General features: G+C 64.6%; 15 protein-coding genes. 9 read left to right on the top strand and 6 right to left on the bottom strand.

The window, feature by feature from the left end:
* Nucleotides 1-21: 21 nt before the first annotated feature.
* The 8 genes from HHL14_RS16970 (at nt 22) to HHL14_RS16935 (ending at nt 7,531) form a co-directional block, all read left to right on the top strand.
* On the top strand, nt 22-333 hold the full coding sequence (locus tag HHL14_RS16970; protein WP_169498775.1) for a hypothetical protein: 312 nt from the start codon (nt 22-24) through the stop codon (nt 331-333).
* 67 nt (nt 334-400) lie between these two features.
* Nucleotides 401-1,612: an AAA family ATPase gene (locus tag HHL14_RS16965; protein WP_169498774.1), complete on the top strand. Its 1,212-nt coding sequence runs from the start codon at nt 401-403 to the stop codon at nt 1,610-1,612.
* A gap of 38 nt (nt 1,613-1,650) precedes the next feature.
* Entirely contained in the window at nt 1,651-3,012 is a 1,362-nt protein-coding gene (locus HHL14_RS16960) for a CpaF family protein (RefSeq protein ID WP_169498773.1), read from the top strand.
* A gap of 52 nt (nt 3,013-3,064) precedes the next feature.
* A complete protein-coding gene (locus tag HHL14_RS16955; protein WP_169498772.1) occupies nt 3,065-4,042 on the top strand; it encodes a type II secretion system F family protein in 978 nt (325 codons plus the stop codon).
* Nucleotides 4,043-4,121: 79 nt separating this feature from the next.
* A complete protein-coding gene (locus HHL14_RS16950; RefSeq protein ID WP_169498771.1) occupies nt 4,122-5,090 on the top strand; it encodes a type II secretion system F family protein in 969 nt (322 codons plus the stop codon).
* Nucleotides 5,091-5,146: 56 nt separating this feature from the next.
* On the top strand, nt 5,147-5,599 hold the full coding sequence (locus HHL14_RS16945) for a TadE/TadG family type IV pilus assembly protein (protein WP_169498770.1): 453 nt from the start codon (nt 5,147-5,149) through the stop codon (nt 5,597-5,599).
* Nucleotides 5,600-5,631: 32 nt separating this feature from the next.
* Nucleotides 5,632-6,117 (top strand): TadE/TadG family type IV pilus assembly protein, encoded by a 486-nt coding sequence (locus HHL14_RS16940; protein WP_169498769.1) that lies wholly within the window; start codon nt 5,632-5,634, stop codon nt 6,115-6,117.
* Between the two features lie 94 nt (nt 6,118-6,211).
* Nucleotides 6,212-7,531, top strand: a complete 1,320-nt coding sequence (locus HHL14_RS16935; protein ID WP_169498768.1) for a pilus assembly protein TadG-related protein — start codon at nt 6,212-6,214, stop codon at nt 7,529-7,531.
* A gap of 64 nt (nt 7,532-7,595) precedes the next feature.
* Here HHL14_RS16935 and HHL14_RS16930 read toward each other — a convergent pair whose 3' ends face one another.
* From HHL14_RS16930 to HHL14_RS16910, 5 genes are all read right to left on the bottom strand, one after another.
* On the bottom strand, nt 7,596-8,240 hold the full coding sequence (locus HHL14_RS16930) for a trimeric intracellular cation channel family protein (protein WP_169498767.1): 645 nt from the start codon (nt 8,238-8,240) through the stop codon (nt 7,596-7,598).
* The gene (locus HHL14_RS16925; RefSeq protein ID WP_169498766.1) at nt 8,237-9,505 is read right to left on the bottom strand and encodes a M20 family metallopeptidase; all 1,269 of its coding nucleotides are present in this window, start codon (nt 9,503-9,505) and stop codon (nt 8,237-8,239) included. The genes HHL14_RS16930 and HHL14_RS16925 overlap by 4 nt, the downstream gene beginning before the upstream one ends.
* A 42-nt stretch (nt 9,506-9,547) precedes the next feature.
* Entirely contained in the window at nt 9,548-9,997 is a 450-nt protein-coding gene (locus HHL14_RS16920; protein WP_169498765.1) for a MarR family winged helix-turn-helix transcriptional regulator, read from the bottom strand.
* 126 nt (nt 9,998-10,123) lie between these two features.
* The gene (locus tag HHL14_RS16915; protein WP_169498764.1) at nt 10,124-10,651 is read right to left on the bottom strand and encodes a GNAT family N-acetyltransferase; all 528 of its coding nucleotides are present in this window, start codon (nt 10,649-10,651) and stop codon (nt 10,124-10,126) included.
* Nucleotides 10,648-11,235 carry a helix-turn-helix domain-containing protein gene (locus tag HHL14_RS16910; RefSeq protein ID WP_169498763.1) on the bottom strand — a complete coding sequence of 196 codons (588 nt, stop codon included), beginning with the start codon at nt 11,233-11,235 and terminating at the stop codon, nt 10,648-10,650. The genes HHL14_RS16915 and HHL14_RS16910 overlap by 4 nt, the downstream gene beginning before the upstream one ends.
* Before the next feature lie 667 nt (nt 11,236-11,902).
* On the opposite strand from HHL14_RS16910, the gene HHL14_RS16905 reads away from it, so the two are divergent.
* A complete protein-coding gene (locus HHL14_RS16905) occupies nt 11,903-14,116 on the top strand; it encodes a beta-glucosidase (protein WP_169498762.1) in 2,214 nt (737 codons plus the stop codon).
* Nucleotides 14,117-14,282: 166 nt separating this feature from the next.
* On the opposite strand, the gene HHL14_RS16900 is transcribed toward HHL14_RS16905, so the two are convergent.
* Nucleotides 14,283-15,605, bottom strand: a complete 1,323-nt coding sequence (locus HHL14_RS16900; RefSeq protein ID WP_169498761.1) for a metal-dependent hydrolase family protein — start codon at nt 15,603-15,605, stop codon at nt 14,283-14,285.
* Between the last annotated feature and the right edge of the window lie 4 nt (nt 15,606-15,609).

Genomic DNA, 15,609 nt, shown 5'->3' with positions numbered 1-15,609 from the left:
CGCGCCGCGAAGGAGACGCTCATGAAACTCGAACTTCTTGTGATGACGCGCCGCGTGGCGTTGCTGGCGACGCTGGGCGCAACGGCCGCCGCGTTGAGCGGCTGCATGTCGAGCTCGCCGATCTGGGACGCGCACTTCGGCGACGCCGTGCGCACCGTCACGCAGATGCAGATCATCGATCCGCACGCGGGCGAGCACACGCCATCGACGCCGGGCGTCGACGGCAAGGCCGCGGTGGCCGCGCAGGATCAGTACGTGAAGTCGTTCCAGGCGCCGACCGCGACGGTCAACCCGTTCGTGATCGGCATCGGCAGCGCGGGCGGCAGTCAATGACCGCAGGTTCGCGACCACGGCGCACGCGGCGTGCGTCGCTTAATTCGACAGCTCGGTTGAGAACATCATGATCAACATCCTGGCTCTCTCGGAAGACGGTGCACGGCTCGCGCAGATCGCGCATCTGACCGGCGAATGCGGCGATTACCGGATCACGCGCGCGACGGGACGGCCGTCGCTGCTCGGCGAGCGCGGCGACAGTCTCGACGCGTTCGACGTGCTGATCGTCGACGCGGTATCGCTGCAGGACGCGGAGCTGGCGGTGGTCGAACGTCTGCACCGCGAGCATGGGCGGCTCACCTGCATCCTGCTGATTCCGGATGCGTCGCCCGAGACGCTGATCGCGGCGATGCGCGCGGGCTTTCGCGACGTGCTGAACTGGCCGCTCGACGCGCGTCAGTTCGGCGACGCGTTGCAGCGCGCGCAGACGCAAAGCCTGCAAGGCGGCACGCGCGACACGCGGGTGCTGTCGTTCATTTCGTGCAAGGGCGGCGCGGGCACCAGCTTCATCGCCGCCAACGTCGCGCATGCGATCGCGAGTCTGCCGCAGAAAAAGCGCGTACTCCTGATCGATCTGAACCAGCAGTTCGCCGATGCCGCGTTTCTCGTCTCCGACGAAACGCCGCCGTCGACGCTGCCGCAAATTTGCGCGCAGATCGAGCGCATGGACGCGGCCTTTTTCGACACGAGCCTCGTGCACGTGACCGACAGCTTTCATATTCTCGCGGGCGCGGGCGACCCGGTGAAGGCCGCCGAGATCAAGGAAGACCGGCTCGAATGGCTGATCGGCGTCGCCGCGCCGCATTACGACTTCGTGCTGTTCGACCTCGGCCAGACGCTCAATCAGCTGTCGATGCTCGCGCTCGACCGCAGCGACCACATTCATCTCGTGTTGCAGGCGAGCATGCCGCACGTGCGCGCCGGGCGTCGGCTGCAGGAAATTCTCTGTTCGGTCGGCTACGCGCAGGAACAGATGCGGCTGATCCTGAACCGCTACACGCGGCACGGCGAACGGCCGCGCGCGGCGCTCGAGTCGGTGCTCGGCATGAGCGCGTATCAGGTGATTCCGGAGGATGCCGACACGGTGGCCGATGCGATGAACCAGGGGCTGCCGGTGTCGAAGACCGCGCGCAGCAGCGGCGTCGCGCGCAGTCTGCAGACGCTCGCCGAGCATCTGGTTGCCGGCACGGCCACGCCGGGACGCGGCCACGCGAAAGGCGATTCGCTGTTCGGGCGGCTGCTCGGCCGCCAGACGTCGCCGAAACTCGAAACGCTCTGAACAACGGACTAACGCCGCATTATCGGAAGGGGGACGTCATGTCGCTTCGTGAACAGATTTCCGCGCAACGCGCGCAGCCGCTGGGCGAACGTCAGGACCCGACGGGCGCCGGCATGCTGCGTGGCGCTTATCAGAAGCTCAAGCGCGAGATTCATCTGGCGGTGCTGGAACGCGTCGAACTCGAACGGCTGTCGCGCCTGCCGTCCGACCAGGTGCGTCAGGAGATCGCCGTGCTGATCGCGCGCATTCTCGACGAGCAGAAAGCGCCGGCCAACGATCTCGAACGCCGGCAGCTGGTGACCGACGTGTACGACGAGATGTTCGGCTTCGGCCCGCTCGAAGTGCTGCTGCGCGATCCGAGCGTGTCCGACATTCTGGTCAACACGCATCGCCATACCTACGTCGAACGGCGCGGACGGCTCGAAGCGACCGACGTGAGCTTCTACGACGACGCGCATCTGATGAAAGTGATCGAGAAGATCGTCTCGGGCGTCGGCCGGCATATCGACGAATCGAGCCCGATGGTCGACGCGCGTCTGCCGGACGGCTCGCGCGTGAACGCGATCATCCGGCCGTGCGCGATCGACGGCCCGTTGCTGTCGATCCGGCGATTCGCCGCGAATCCGCTGCAGGTGTCGGATCTGATCGACCTGCAAAGCCTGACGCCGCCGATGGCCGAGGTGCTCGACGCGCTCGCGCGCGCGAAGGTGAACATTCTCGTGTCGGGCGGCACGGGCAGCGGCAAGACCACGCTGCTGAACGTGCTGTCGGGTTTCATTCCGGGCGACGAGCGCATCGTCACGATCGAGGACGCCGCCGAACTGCAATTGCGTCAGGAGCACGTGCTGCGGCTCGAAACGCGCTCGCCGAACATCGAGGGACGCGGCGAGATCACCCAGCGCACGCTGGTGCGCAACGCGCTGCGGATGCGGCCCGATCGCATCATCCTTGGCGAGGTGCGCGGCGCCGAAGCGCTCGACATGCTGAACGCGATGAACACCGGCCACGAAGGCTCGCTGTCGACGATCCACGCGAACACGCCGCGCGATGCGCTGACGCGCCTCGAAAACATGATGACGCTCGGCGGCCTCGCATTACCGACGCGCACGATGCGCCAGCAGATTTCGTCGGCGATTTCGGTGATCGTGCAGGCGTCACGGCTCACAGACGGACGCCGCAAGATCATCAGCATTTCGGAGCTGACCGGCATGGAAGGCGACATGATCAACATGCAGGAGATCTTCGTGTTCCGCCGCTCCGGCGTCGATTCGAAGGGCAACGTGCGCGGCCATTTCTGCGCGACCGGGGTGCGGCCGAAATTCGCCGAGCGCCTGCAGGCATTCGGCGTGGCGCCGTCGGATCAGATCTACGATCCGGCGCGGCGTTTCGAGGCGGCATGACCGGCATGAAGCAGGAGCGCGCCTCCGGCATCCGGCGTTTCAGGAGACTGGCATGAACTCCATTTTTTACGCATCGATCATCCTGCTGTTCGTGGCGGTGGTACTCGCGACCGGCACCGTGTACGAATACTGGAACAGCCGGCATGGCCCGGTTGCGCGTCGCGTCGAAGCGCGAATTCGCGCGGCCTCCGCGGGCGGCCAGGTGAACAAGGAGCGTCTGTCGATTCTGAAGACGCGGATGATGGCCGAGTCGGCGTGGCTCACGCGCCTGCTGCTGAAAATTCCGCGTGTGCATGCGCTCGATCTGTTTCTGCAGCAGTCGGGGCTCACGTGGTCGGTCGGCCGGCTCGCCGGCACCTGCGCGGTGTTGCCGCCGTTCGTGCTGATCATCAGCGCCAGCCTCGCGATGCCGTGGCTGTTCAGTATCGGCGCGGCGGTATTGTCGGCGCTGCTGCCGATCGTCTACGTACAGCGCCGCCGCAACCGGCGGATCCGTCAGCTCGAGCGGCAACTGCCCGACGTTTGCGACATGCTCGCTCGCGCGTTGCGCTCCGGCCATGCGTTCACCGGCGCGCTCGATATGGTCGGCACCGAGTTCGCCGAACCGATGGCCGGCGAATTCCGCATCGTGTTCGACGAGATCAACTACGGCGTGTCGATCAGCGACGCGCTCACGAATCTGGCCATCCGTGTGCCGATTCGCGATCTGCGCTACTTCGTGATCGCGGTGGTGATCCAGCGCGAGACCGGCGGCAATCTCGCGGAAGTGCTCGACGGCATCACGGCGATGGTGCGCGACCGCTTCAAGCTGTTCGACAAGATTCGCGTGCTGGCCGCCGAAGGCAAGCTGTCCGCGTGGGTGCTCGGCTTGCTGCCGTTCGGCGTCGGCGCCGCGATGCTCGCCATCAATCCCGAGTTCCTGAACGTGCTGTGGCAGGACCCCGCGGGCACGAAGATGCTCACGATGGCGGGCGTCGGCATGCTGTTCGGCATCGTGTGGATGCGGCATATCGTGCGCATCCGCGTGTGACCTGGCGTGTGACCTGGTTCGACCGGGCATAGCCGCGCGAGCCGCGAAAAATAGAAACGGGGAAATACGAGGAGAGATCATGCAAACGCTGAACCTCACGCAGATTCTGTTGCTGGCCGGTGTGTTCGCGATCGTCTTCGCCGCCGTGTTCGGCGCGATGCATCTGGCCGCGCCGCGCGACATGAGCCGCCGCATCGAGCAGGCGGGCGGCGCGAATTTCGTGGCGCCGTCGGAGCCGTCGATGGGCGCGTCGGACACGCCGTGGTACGAGAAGCTGGTGGAAATTTCGCAGCCGATTTCGCGGCTGTCGGTGCCGAAAGACGGCTGGGAGCAATCGGCGTTGCGCGTGCTGCTGATGAATGCGGGCTGGCGCTCGGCCAACGCGGTGCCGGTCTATCTCGCGGCGAAAACCGCGCTCGCGATCGCGTTGCCGTTGCTCGCGATGCTCGCGCTCTACGGCACCACGATCGCGACCACACTGCTCGAACGCTCGATCGTGCTGGTGGTGCTGGCCGCGCTCGGCTACTACCTGCCCAATGTGGTGCTGTCGCGACGCATCGCGGCACGCCAGCGCACCATCGTCGAGGACTTTCCCGACGCGCTCGATCTGCTGACGGTCTGCGTCGAAGCGGGTCTGAGTCTCGACGCGTCGCTGATGAAAGTCGGCGAGGAAATCCGCATGCGCAGCGCGGTGGTCGCGAGCGAACTCGAACTGATGCTGCTCGAAATGCGCTCGGGTTTTTCGAAGGAAAAAGCGCTGCGCAATTTCTCGCTGCGTACCGCGGTGGAAGACATCGATTCGTTCAGCGCGATGCTGATCCAGGCGGAGCGTTTCGGCACCAGCATCGGCGCGTCGCTGCGCGTGCTGTCCGATACATTGCGCACGCGGCGCCGGATGCGCGCCGAGGAGCGGGCCGCGAAGATCGCGCTGAAGCTGCTGTTTCCGCTGATGTTCTGCATTTTCCCCGCGTTGCTGGTCGTATTGATGGGGCCGGCGATGATCCACATCTACCGGGATCTGTTGCCGAGCATGGCGGGCGGCGCATGACGCGGCGGTCTGCGTGGCGACCACGGGATGCGACGCGAAGCGAACGGAGAAGGCCGATGAAACGCAAATCACAACGCGGCGCGGCAACGGTCGAGCTGGCGCTCGTGCTGCCGCTGCTGCTGGCGCTGATCTTCGGCATCGTGCAGTTCGGCTGGCTGATCAACAACTACCTGGTGCTGACCAATGCGGCGTCGCTGGGCGCGCATCAACTGGCGGCCGAGCGCGGTTACGCGGCGCCGTACAGCGACACGACGGCGGCGATCCGGTCGCAGACGGGTGCGCTGAACGGCACGCTGACGATTTCAGTCAGTGTGGGCGGCACTTCCTGCACGAGCGATAGCACCTGTGCCGCCGCGCTCGGCACCACCACTCAGGCGCCGAGCGCCGGCACGCAGGCGAAGGTGCAACTCGGCTATACGTTCGTGCCGGTATTCGGCGGCTCGCTGGACAACCTGAAAAGCATCATGCCGACGAGTCTGAGCGCCACCATGTCGGAGCTCGTGCAATGAGTCCTTCCCTCCCCATGCAACGACTGAAGCGAATGAAACGGCTAAAGGGTCGCGCGCGGATGGCAACGCGTTTGCGCCGACAGCGAGGCGTCGCCGCGGTCGAGTTCGCGCTGGTCGCGCCGATGCTGCTGCTGATCGCGATCGGCGTCGCGCAGTTCGGCTGGCTGCTCGGCAACTACGTGATGGTGGCGAACGCCGCTTCGGCGGGCGCGCGTTATTTCGCGTCGCAACGCGGCACCAGCACGCCGTACAGTACGACGCAAAGCCAGGTGAGCACGTCGGCCGCGTTGCTGAATACGTCGAATCTGTCGATCGCGACGGCGGTGAACGGTGTGGCGTGCAGCAGCGATTCGAGTTGCGCGACCAGTCTGACCAGCGCGGGGGGGACGCCCGCGATCGGCACGGCGACCGTTACGGTTACCTACACGTTCGCGCCGCTGTTCAAGGGCAGTTTGTCGGGCCTCTACGCGATGATGCCGACCGCTTTGAATGCCAGCGCGGTGGAGCGCGTGCAGTAATGCCGCCGTGCGGAATCGCGATAGGGGCGGCACCGGGCATGCGGTTACCGCGCGTGCGAAATAGCAGTTAAACCGGACGTAAGGCGAGAAAATCATGACCAGAAAAAAACTTGGCTTGCGCGGTTCGCCACGTCGCCAGCGTGGCGCGGTGTCCGTTCTGGTGGCGTTGTCGATGGTGGCGCTGTTGGGCTTCATCGCGATCGGCGTCGATTTCGGTTATCTGGCCTACAGTCAGCGGCGTTTGCAGAGCGCGACCGATGCGGCGGCGCTGTCGGGCGCGGTGGATCTGTGGACGCAGTCGTGGACTACCGCGGCCAGCGATGCGCAGGCGTTCACGGCCGGCCGCAACAACACGTTGCCGGGCGGCGTCGTGCCGGCCAGCGCGACGGTCACCGGCCTGACGCTGTCGAGCGTCACGCTGCCGTACAAGCAGGCCACCTCCGGCTACAACGGCATCCAGGTCACGCAGACGGCGAGCGTGCCGCTCTATTTCGCGCGCGTGTTCGGCAAGAGCGCGCAGACCATCTCCGCGACCTCGCGCGCGGGGGCGGGCGGCGGCGCGGAGCCCGCGCTCTACAACGTGATGATCGTGCTCGACACCACGCGCTCGATGGCCACGACGACGGACAGCAACTGCAAGAACTCGAAGGGCGTCGCGCAGACGCGGCTGCAATGCGCCGAGGCCGGCGCGTTGACGCTGCTGACGGGCTTGACCAACGCGGGCGACAACGTCGGGTTGATGGCATTTCCGCCGCAGACGTCGTCGACCTATAACTTCTCGTGCTCGGGCAAAGCGCCGACGATTGCGGGCAGCTATTCGGCGTCGGGCGCGAGTTACCAGGTGTCGTCGCTGAACACTGGGTATCTCGGCAGCAACGGCGCGGTCAGCACCAGCTCGGGCATCGTGCAGGCGCTGGGCGGCGGCAGTTGCAGCGGCATGTCCGCGCCGGGCGGGCTCGGCACGTTCTACGCGCAGGCGATCACCTCCGCGCAGTCGGCGCTGACCACGCTATCGTCGACGCAGAAGCCGCCGGGGCAGAACGTGATCATTCTGCTGAGCGACGGCATTGCGACGTCGAGCACGAGCGAACTCGGCAGCACCTATAGCAGCACGTACGGAAGCGAATGCCAGGCGGCCATCAACGCGGCCTCGACGATCAAGACCAACACCGGTACGTTGATCTATACCGTCGCGTATCTCGGCGGCGAAGCGGCGTCGGCGCCGAGTTGCGGCGACGGCAACGACAAGCTCACCGCGTGCAACACGATGCAGTCGATTGCGTCGGGGCCGTCGTATTTCTATTCGGACACCTGCGCGAATGCGGCGGGCGGCACGAATAGCCTCAATACGCTGTTCAGCCAGATTGCGTACAGCCTGACCAAGCCGAGGCTGATTCCGCAGAGCGCGAGTTGACGTGGAGTGACGTGAGTTGAAGCGAGCCGGCGCCGGCCAACGCCGGCCAACGCCGGCGCGCGGATCAAGAGTTGTCGCGCGTGTCGGCGCCGCGCCGGCCTTGAAAGATCGGCAGGCGCCAGCCGTAACGCAGCGACGCGAGCCGCACCAGCACACAGGCGAGCGTCGCGAACCACGGCGTCCACCAGTCGGTCCAGCCCGCATACGAGAAGCCCACCTGCACGGCCGCGCCGAATAGCGCGGCCGACGCGTAAATTTCCCTTTCGAGAATCGCGGGCACGCGCGACAACACCACGTCGCGCATCACGCCGCCGCCCACCGCGCTGACCACGCCGAGCAGAATCGCGAGCTCGGCATTGTGGCCGTATGTGAGCGCTTTCTGCGCGCCCGACACCGCGAACAGACCGAGCCCGATCGCATCGAAGAACAGCACCGGCTGACGCAGGCGGCGCACCTGCGGATACGCGAGAATCGTCACTGCGGAAGCGGCGAGCGCGGTGGCCAGATAGCGCCAGTTCGACAACCCCGCCGGAGGAATCGCGCCGATGCAGACATCGCGCACGATGCCGCCGCCGCACGCGACCATGAACGCGATCACGACGATGCCGAACAGGTCGAGGCGCCGCTGGCGCGCGGCCACCGCACCGCTGATCGCGAACACGAAGGTGCCGATCAGATCGAGGATGGTATAGACGGCGTGCGAATTCACAGTGTTTCGTCGTGTTGGTCGAGCCATACGCCGGCCGCGCACAGCATCGCTTCGAGGCCGGCGCGCAAGGTCGGGTCGAGCACCGGTGCGAACTTCGGCGAATGGTTGCTCGGGATCTCGTTGAGCTTTTTCGCCGCCAGCGCATTGCGGAAGACTTCGGGATCGGTGCCGCCGACGAACCAGAACGAGTACGGCACGTTCCATTCGCGGCCGAACAGGCTGAAGTCTTCGCTGGCGGCGGCCGGCTGCGTTTCGTACGCGTGTTCGCCGAATTGCGTTTCGAAGGCCGTGCGCAGACGCTCGGTGACGGCGTTGTCGTTGACGGTCAACGGGTAGCTCGACAGCGTGGTGAATTCGGGCTCGCGCGGCGCGTTCGACGCCACGCACTCGGCGCAGCAGATGCGACGGATCGCGCCGAGCATGTACTCGCGCACGTCTTCGTCGTAGGTACGGACGTTGAGCTTCAGCGTCGCGTCGTCGGGGATGATGTTTTCTTTCGTGCCGGCCTGCAGCGAACCGATGGTCAGCACGGCGCTGTCGAGCGGCGAGATTTCGCGCGACACGATGGTCTGCAGACGCAGGGTCGTGGAGGCTGCCATGATGACCGGGTCGATCGAGGTCTGCGGCTGCGAACCGTGCGAGCCGCGGCCGAACAGCTTGACCTTCAGGCTGTCGCCGGCCGACAGGATCGTGCCGCTGCGATAGCCGATGCTGCCGGCCGCGCCGACCATCACGTGCTGACCGAGAATCACGTCGGGCTTCGGAAAGCGCGTGGTCATGCCGTCGTCGAGCATGCTGCGCGCGCCGCGCCCGACTTCTTCGCCGGGCTGGAAGACGGCCATCAGCGTGCCGCGCCACGCGTCGCGATGTTCGGCCATCAGACGCGCGACGCCGAGCAGCCACGTGACGTGCAGATCGTGGCCGCACGAATGCGCAACGCCGACTTCAAAGCCTTCTTCGTCTTTGGTTCTGACCGTGCTCGCGTAGGGCAGGCCGGTTGCCTCGGCCATCGGCAGCGCGTCCATGTCGGCGCGCAGCATCACGGTCGGACCGTCGCCGTTGCGCAGCAGCGCGACGACACCCGTCACGCCGACGTTGCGCGTCACGTCGTAGCCGAGCTTTTCCACGTAGTCCGCGACGATGCCGGCGGTACGCACTTCCTGCATCGACAGTTCGGGATGCTGGTGCAGGTCTTTGTAGATTGCTTCGAGTTCGGGCAGCAACGCGTCGATCGCGGGGGACATCGTTCCGATCAGCTTCGACATGAAGGGCTCCTGGTTGGCGTGAATGCTATGGAAAACGAACTATCACCGTGGCGGCGCGTGCGTGGTTTCGCTGGCGAGCAGGCTGTTCGACAATTTGCCGAGCAGGCGTTCGAGCGTCTTGCGTTCGGTCGCGCTCAGCGCCTTCGCGAGCTCGACTTCGAGGACCGATCCTAACGCTTCCGATGCCTGAGCGACGTTGAGGCCTTGCGCGGTGGCACGCAGCGCGACGCTGCGGCGATCCGAGGCATGCGCGTGGCGGCGGATCAGGCCACGCGTTTCGAGTTCGGAAAGAACCTTGGAAAGCAGCGTTTTTTCGATCAACGCATGCTGCGACACCGCTTTCGGCGTAATGTCCGGCTCCGCGCACACGAGACGCAGCACGCGCAGCGCCCGCACGTCGAGATCCCAGCGCTCGCGATAGATCTCGTTCGCGCGGTTGATCAACAGCGCGCTGGTCAGATCGAGCCTGAAGGTGAGGAAGTCCGAATACACGATTGCTCCGCTGTCGACTGAGGTAGCCAGTGCCGGCATGCGGGCATTATAGGCAAGTAGTTGAAATTTTCAACTACTTGCGGCGCGGCGAAAGGGCGGCAGAAGGGCGACGGCGGGGCTACGGAGTTAAAGCTGCTTGCAGTAGAACGTGGTGCCGCAGAGTGCGCCGTCGGGCATCAGCGCGTAGTTCGGCACGTCGCCGACGCGCTGCCAGCCGGCGCGCCGATAGAGGCGCTCGGCGTCGCCGCCGGTGACCGTATCGAGTACCAGCACCGACTTGTTTTCTGCGCGTGCGAGTCGGTCGATCTCGTTCATCAGCGATTGTCCGATACCGCGTCGACGTGCGTTTCTGTGGACGAGCATTTTCGCGACGTCCGCGCGATGCGGCTGGTTTTCGGGCTGCGCGGTGATCAGCTGCACGGTGCCGACGATTGCGCCGGCTGTGTCTTGCGCAATCAGTAGCGCGCGCTCGCCGTGTGCAACGCCATCGGCGACGTGGCGCCAGAACGCGCGCGCCACGTCGCGCGAGATCGGTAGCATGAAGCTGACCGATGCGCCCCCTTCCACGCAGTCGATCAGCACGTCGGCGAGCGCTTCGATACAGGCGGCGGCTTCCTGTGCGCCGACCCGTCGTATGGTGATGTGATCGGTCATCCGTTGCTCCGTTCGTTGACTGCGAAGGTGGTCAGTGCCACGAGATAGCGAGCGCGTTTGCGCGTGGGATTGCGGAATACGTTCGGGCTGTCGAGACGCATCGCCAGGCAGTCGCCCGGTTTGAGTCGCCAACTGGTGTCGCCCACGGTGATTTCCATCGCCCCTTCGAGCATCCAGATCTGCTGATGGATGTCCGCGTCGCGCGCACCGGTTTCGTAGCTGACGCGTTGACCGGCGGGAAAGTCAACCTCGACCAACTGAATGGCCGAACGCGCGGTGGGCGACAGATGACGCCGCACGTAACCGGAGCCCGGATCGGTCCACACCGTCTGATCGGCGGCGCGGCTGACGGGCGATGTTTCCGCGGCCGGCGCGTCGTCCTGTTCGAAGAGCGCCGCCAGCGGCACGTTCAGCGCGGTGGCGAGCTTGTCGAGCACGGTGGCGGTGGGGCTGCTTTGGCCGCGTTCGATCAGCGAGATGTTCGAGCGGCTGACCTTGCTGCGCTCGGCCAGTGCATCGAGCGACCAGTTCTGCGCGTCGCGCAGCGCCTTCAGACGTCGCGCGATCAGGGTGTTGACGTCCATGTGTTCCAGTTTAAAGGAGGATATTTCCAGTAAATTAGACAGCCGTTTTTTTGTTGTCAATAGTGGGTCGGGTACGGGCGTTTATCCGCTAGCTACGCTACGGTGCTTTAGCAATTTTCAAATGGCGATTGCAATGATTTGGCATCGCATTAGCGATCAAATCGCTACGAGGCTGTTGCGGAATTACCGTGGGTTGCCGCGTGCGAAGAGTGCCGATACGACGCGTGGAAAGAGGTGGATGTCAGAAAATCCCTGCATATGCGGCTCGGATTGCAGCGGCGCCGTGATCGGGCAACGCATGCAATGCGGGCGATAGAACAAATACCAGATTATTCGCATATTTTTCCGAATTCATCGTTTGCGAATAAAAATTCTGATAAAAATTACCGCAATTCAGGCTATTTCTTTCAATGAGATTATGTAAGCAAAGCCTTGCGGCCCATTACGCATAAAAACACACGTATTGGTAGAAATACTGATGCTGTAGTTAGACTACATTCTTACATTACTCACCACGGAGAGTCGCTACAGCCCACCCGTCGTGTCGATTCTTCTTCCAGCAGGCAAACGTTTGCAGTCATCGCTGCAATGCCTGTTCTCGCGTCCGCTTTCCACCCACCGACGCGTTCCGCTGCCCCCAGAAAAGCACAATTTCGGAGAGACATGTATGCAAAAGAAACTATGGCCGGCCGTCGCGATAGCGGCGGCCGTGAGCGCTGCTGCGCACGCGGAACTGCCCACTCCCGGACTCGATTTCGCGCCGCTGTCGACGGTGCTGAACGCGTTCGCATCGGCGGCGGCGCATCGGCGTGCTGAAACCCTCGTCGGCAAGATGACGATCGACGAAAAACTGCAGTTCATCCATTCGGAGTACGCGATGTCGGCCGTGCCGGGCGGCGGCGCAGGCTACATTCAGGGCGTGCCGCGGCTCGGCATTCCCGATCTGAACATGGCCGACTCGTCGACCGGTTCGGGCAGCACGTCACAAGCATCGACGACCTTCCCGTCCACGATCGGCCTGGCGGCTAGCTGGGATCCCGCGCTGGCGTGGAACTTCGGCAAGCAGATCGCGATCGAGCTGCGTCAGCAGGGCTTCGGCATGGGCCTTGGCGGCGGCACCAACCTCGCACGCGAACCGCGCGGCGGGCGGCTGTTCGAGTACCTCGGCGAAGACCCGGTGCTGGCCGGCGAAATGCTCGCGGAGCGCACCGACGGCACGCAAAGCCAGAAGGTCATCGCGACGATCAAGCACTACATGGGCAACGAGCAGGAGCATGGCCGCAATGGCGGCAACAGCCAGATCGACGAACGCACGATGCGCGAGCTCTATCTGCTGCCGTTCGAAATCGCCGCGCGCCGTGCGCAGCCGGGCAGCGTGATGTGTAGCTACAACCGCGTGAACGGCACCTATGCGTGCGAGAACTCGCACATCCTGAACGACGTGCTGAAGAACGACTGGAAATTCCAGGGGCAGGTGCAATCGGATTGGGGCGCGGCGCAGAGCACGGCGCCCGCCATCAATGCCGGTCTCGACGAGGAAGAAGATGTCGGCTCGACGGTTTATCTGACGCCCACGCTGGTCAAGCAGGCGATCGCGAACGGCTCGGTGTCGACCGCGCGTCTGAACGACATGGTCGAGCGCAAGCTGTACGTGATGATTCGCACCGGCGTGATGGACGATCCGGCCAAGGCCGGCCCCATCAATTTCGCGGCCGCGAATGCATTCACGCAGTCGGCCGAAGAGCAGTCGATGGTACTCCTGAAGAACGCCAGCAATCAGTTGCCGCTTGCCGCCGGTGCGCTGTCGCGCATCGCGGTGATCGGCGGTCACGCGGATGCGGCGGTGCTGACGGGCGGCGGCTCGGGCAATACGCGCGATCCGGTGACGGGCGCGTTCGCGGGTTGCGGCGGCTTGACGTTCGGTACGTCGACCGGTTGCAGCTGGTGGACCAACCCGTGGCTGAAGCTGAACACGCCGCTCGTGTCGGCGATTCAGTCGCTCGCGCCGCAGGCCAAGGTGACCTTCTCCGGCAATAGCGATCAGCAGTCGCCGTTCGCCGCCTACACGCAGCAGCAGATCAGCGATGCAGCGACGCTGGCGGCCAACTCCGATGTCGCGATCGTCGTCGTTGCGCAGCCGGCCGGCGAGGACTTCGGCGATCTGACGAGCCTCGCGCTGGCGAATCCGACCAACCAGGATGCGCTCGTCGAAGCGGTCGCAGCGGCCAACCCGCACACGATCGTGGTGGTCGAAAGCGGCAACCCGGTGCTGATGCCGTGGAAGGACAGCGTGTCGGCGATCGTCGAAGCGTGGTATCCGGGCGAGGGCGGCGGCAAGGCGATTGCGAATGTGCTGTTCGGCAAGGTCAATCCTTCCGGCAAGCTGCCCGTCACGTTCCCGGTGCGCGACCAGGATACGCCGACGTGGGGCACCAACGGTGCATTCGCGACCAACCCGGTCTACACCGAGAAGCTCGACATGGGCTATCGCTGGTACGACTCGCAGAACATCACGCCGATGTTCGAGTTCGGCTACGGTCTGTCGTACACGCACTTCGCGTACTCGGGTCTGTCGGTGCTGCATCTGCCGGGCAACCTGATCGACGTGTCGTTCAACGTGCGTAACGATGGCCGCGTCGCCGGCGCGGAAGTGCCGCAGGTGTACCTCGGCGTGCCGTATCAGGGCGAACCGCCGCGGCGTCTGGTCGGTTGGGACAAGGTCGGTCTGAACCCGGGCGAATCGCGCCGTGTGCATATGATCGTCACGCAGCGCATGCAGAGCGTGTGGGATACGACCAACAGCCGCTGGCAATATGTGCCGGGCAGCTCGGTGTTTGTCGGTGCTTCGTCGCGTGACATCCGTCTGCAAGGCCACAGCTAAATCGCCGACGGTGTAGCGAATCCGGGCGCGATGGAGGTTGCGCCCGGGTTCGGATGAAACTGCTGCGGAGAGTCAGGCAGGCAGTTCAGGGAGGAATTTCAGGTAAGTCTTCAGGCCGGGGACGTGTCGACGATTTCATGCGACACGTTCCCGGCCAAATCGTTTACTACGCCTTGAGCGTGTTCTTGTAGAACTTCCCGTCTTTCATGACGATGCGCAGGTTCTGTTCGGGGTTGGCGAGCAGATCGATGTTATCGAGCGGATTGCCGTCGACGAGCAGCAGATCCGCATACGCGCCTTCTTCGAGTACGCCGAGTTTGCGCGGATACGGATTGCGCTCGCCGGACATCGCAAGCAGTTGCCCGTTGGTGCCGGTCGCCATGTTCAGCGCTTCCGACGCGTTGTACCAGCGCTTCATATGCGTGAGCATGGTGCCCTGGCGCGTCGCGAGCGATTGCGAAAAAATCAGATCCGTGCCGAACGCGACCTTGAGACCGTGCTTGCGGGCGAGCTTGTAGACGTTGTCGGTGCCTGCCACCACTTCGAGGAATTTCTCGCGGCTCGGTCCCGACAGCGGCGCGACGTCCTGTTCGCTGACGAACGGTTGCGTGCTCAACCATGTGTCGTTTTTCGCCATCAGCGCGGCGGTCTTGTCGTCCATCAGGTGACCGTGTTCGATGCAGCGCACGCCCGCGGCGACCGAGCGCTGAATCGATTCGGGCGTGTACGCATGCACGAGCACGTACGTACCCCAGTCCGCCGCGGTTTCTACCGCCGCGCGCATCTGCTTCTCGGTGAACGTGAGCATGTCGAGCGGACTGCGCGGCGTCGATACGCCACCGCAGCCGACCATCTTGATCTGCGTCGCACCCTGAATGAACTGCTCGCGCACGCGCAGACGCACTTCGTCTTCGGTATCGGCGATCGCGGTACCGCCATCGCGTTCGGACTGACTGACCTGATTGCTGGTGCGCGGCAGATCGGCGAGCGAACGGAAGTCGCCGTGGCCGCCGGTGGTGGTGATCATCGCGCCGGACGGATAGATGCGCGGGCCGGAGATCATGCCGCTATCGATCGCCTGCTTCAGCGCGAACGACGGGCCGCCCGCGTCGCGGATCGTCGTGAAGCCGCGCAACAGCGTACGTTCCGCTTCGGCGCTCGCGGCCAGATGGACGAGCGCGATGTCCGACTGAAGAATGACTTGAATCGGCACCGCGGCGAGCAGCGAATGCCAGTGCATGTCGATCAGGCCGGGCATGATCACCTTGCCGCCGCAATCGACGACCGTCTTGCCTTCGGTCGACGCGGGCTGGCCCTGGCCCAACTGACTGATCGTATTGCCTTCGACCACCATATAGAGGCCGTCGCGCAAGCGGGACGACTTGCCGTCGAACAGGCGGAAATTCGTGAACAGCACCGGCTTGGGCGGTGCCGCCGGCGGCTGGGTGCTCTGGGCATGACTGAGGCCGGGCAGCACCAGGCTCAGCATCGAG

It is taken from the genome of Paraburkholderia antibiotica, assembly GCF_012927125.1.
Taxonomy (GTDB): domain Bacteria; phylum Pseudomonadota; class Gammaproteobacteria; order Burkholderiales; family Burkholderiaceae; genus Paraburkholderia; species Paraburkholderia antibiotica.
This window is presented reverse-complemented; position numbering and strand designations above follow the sequence as displayed.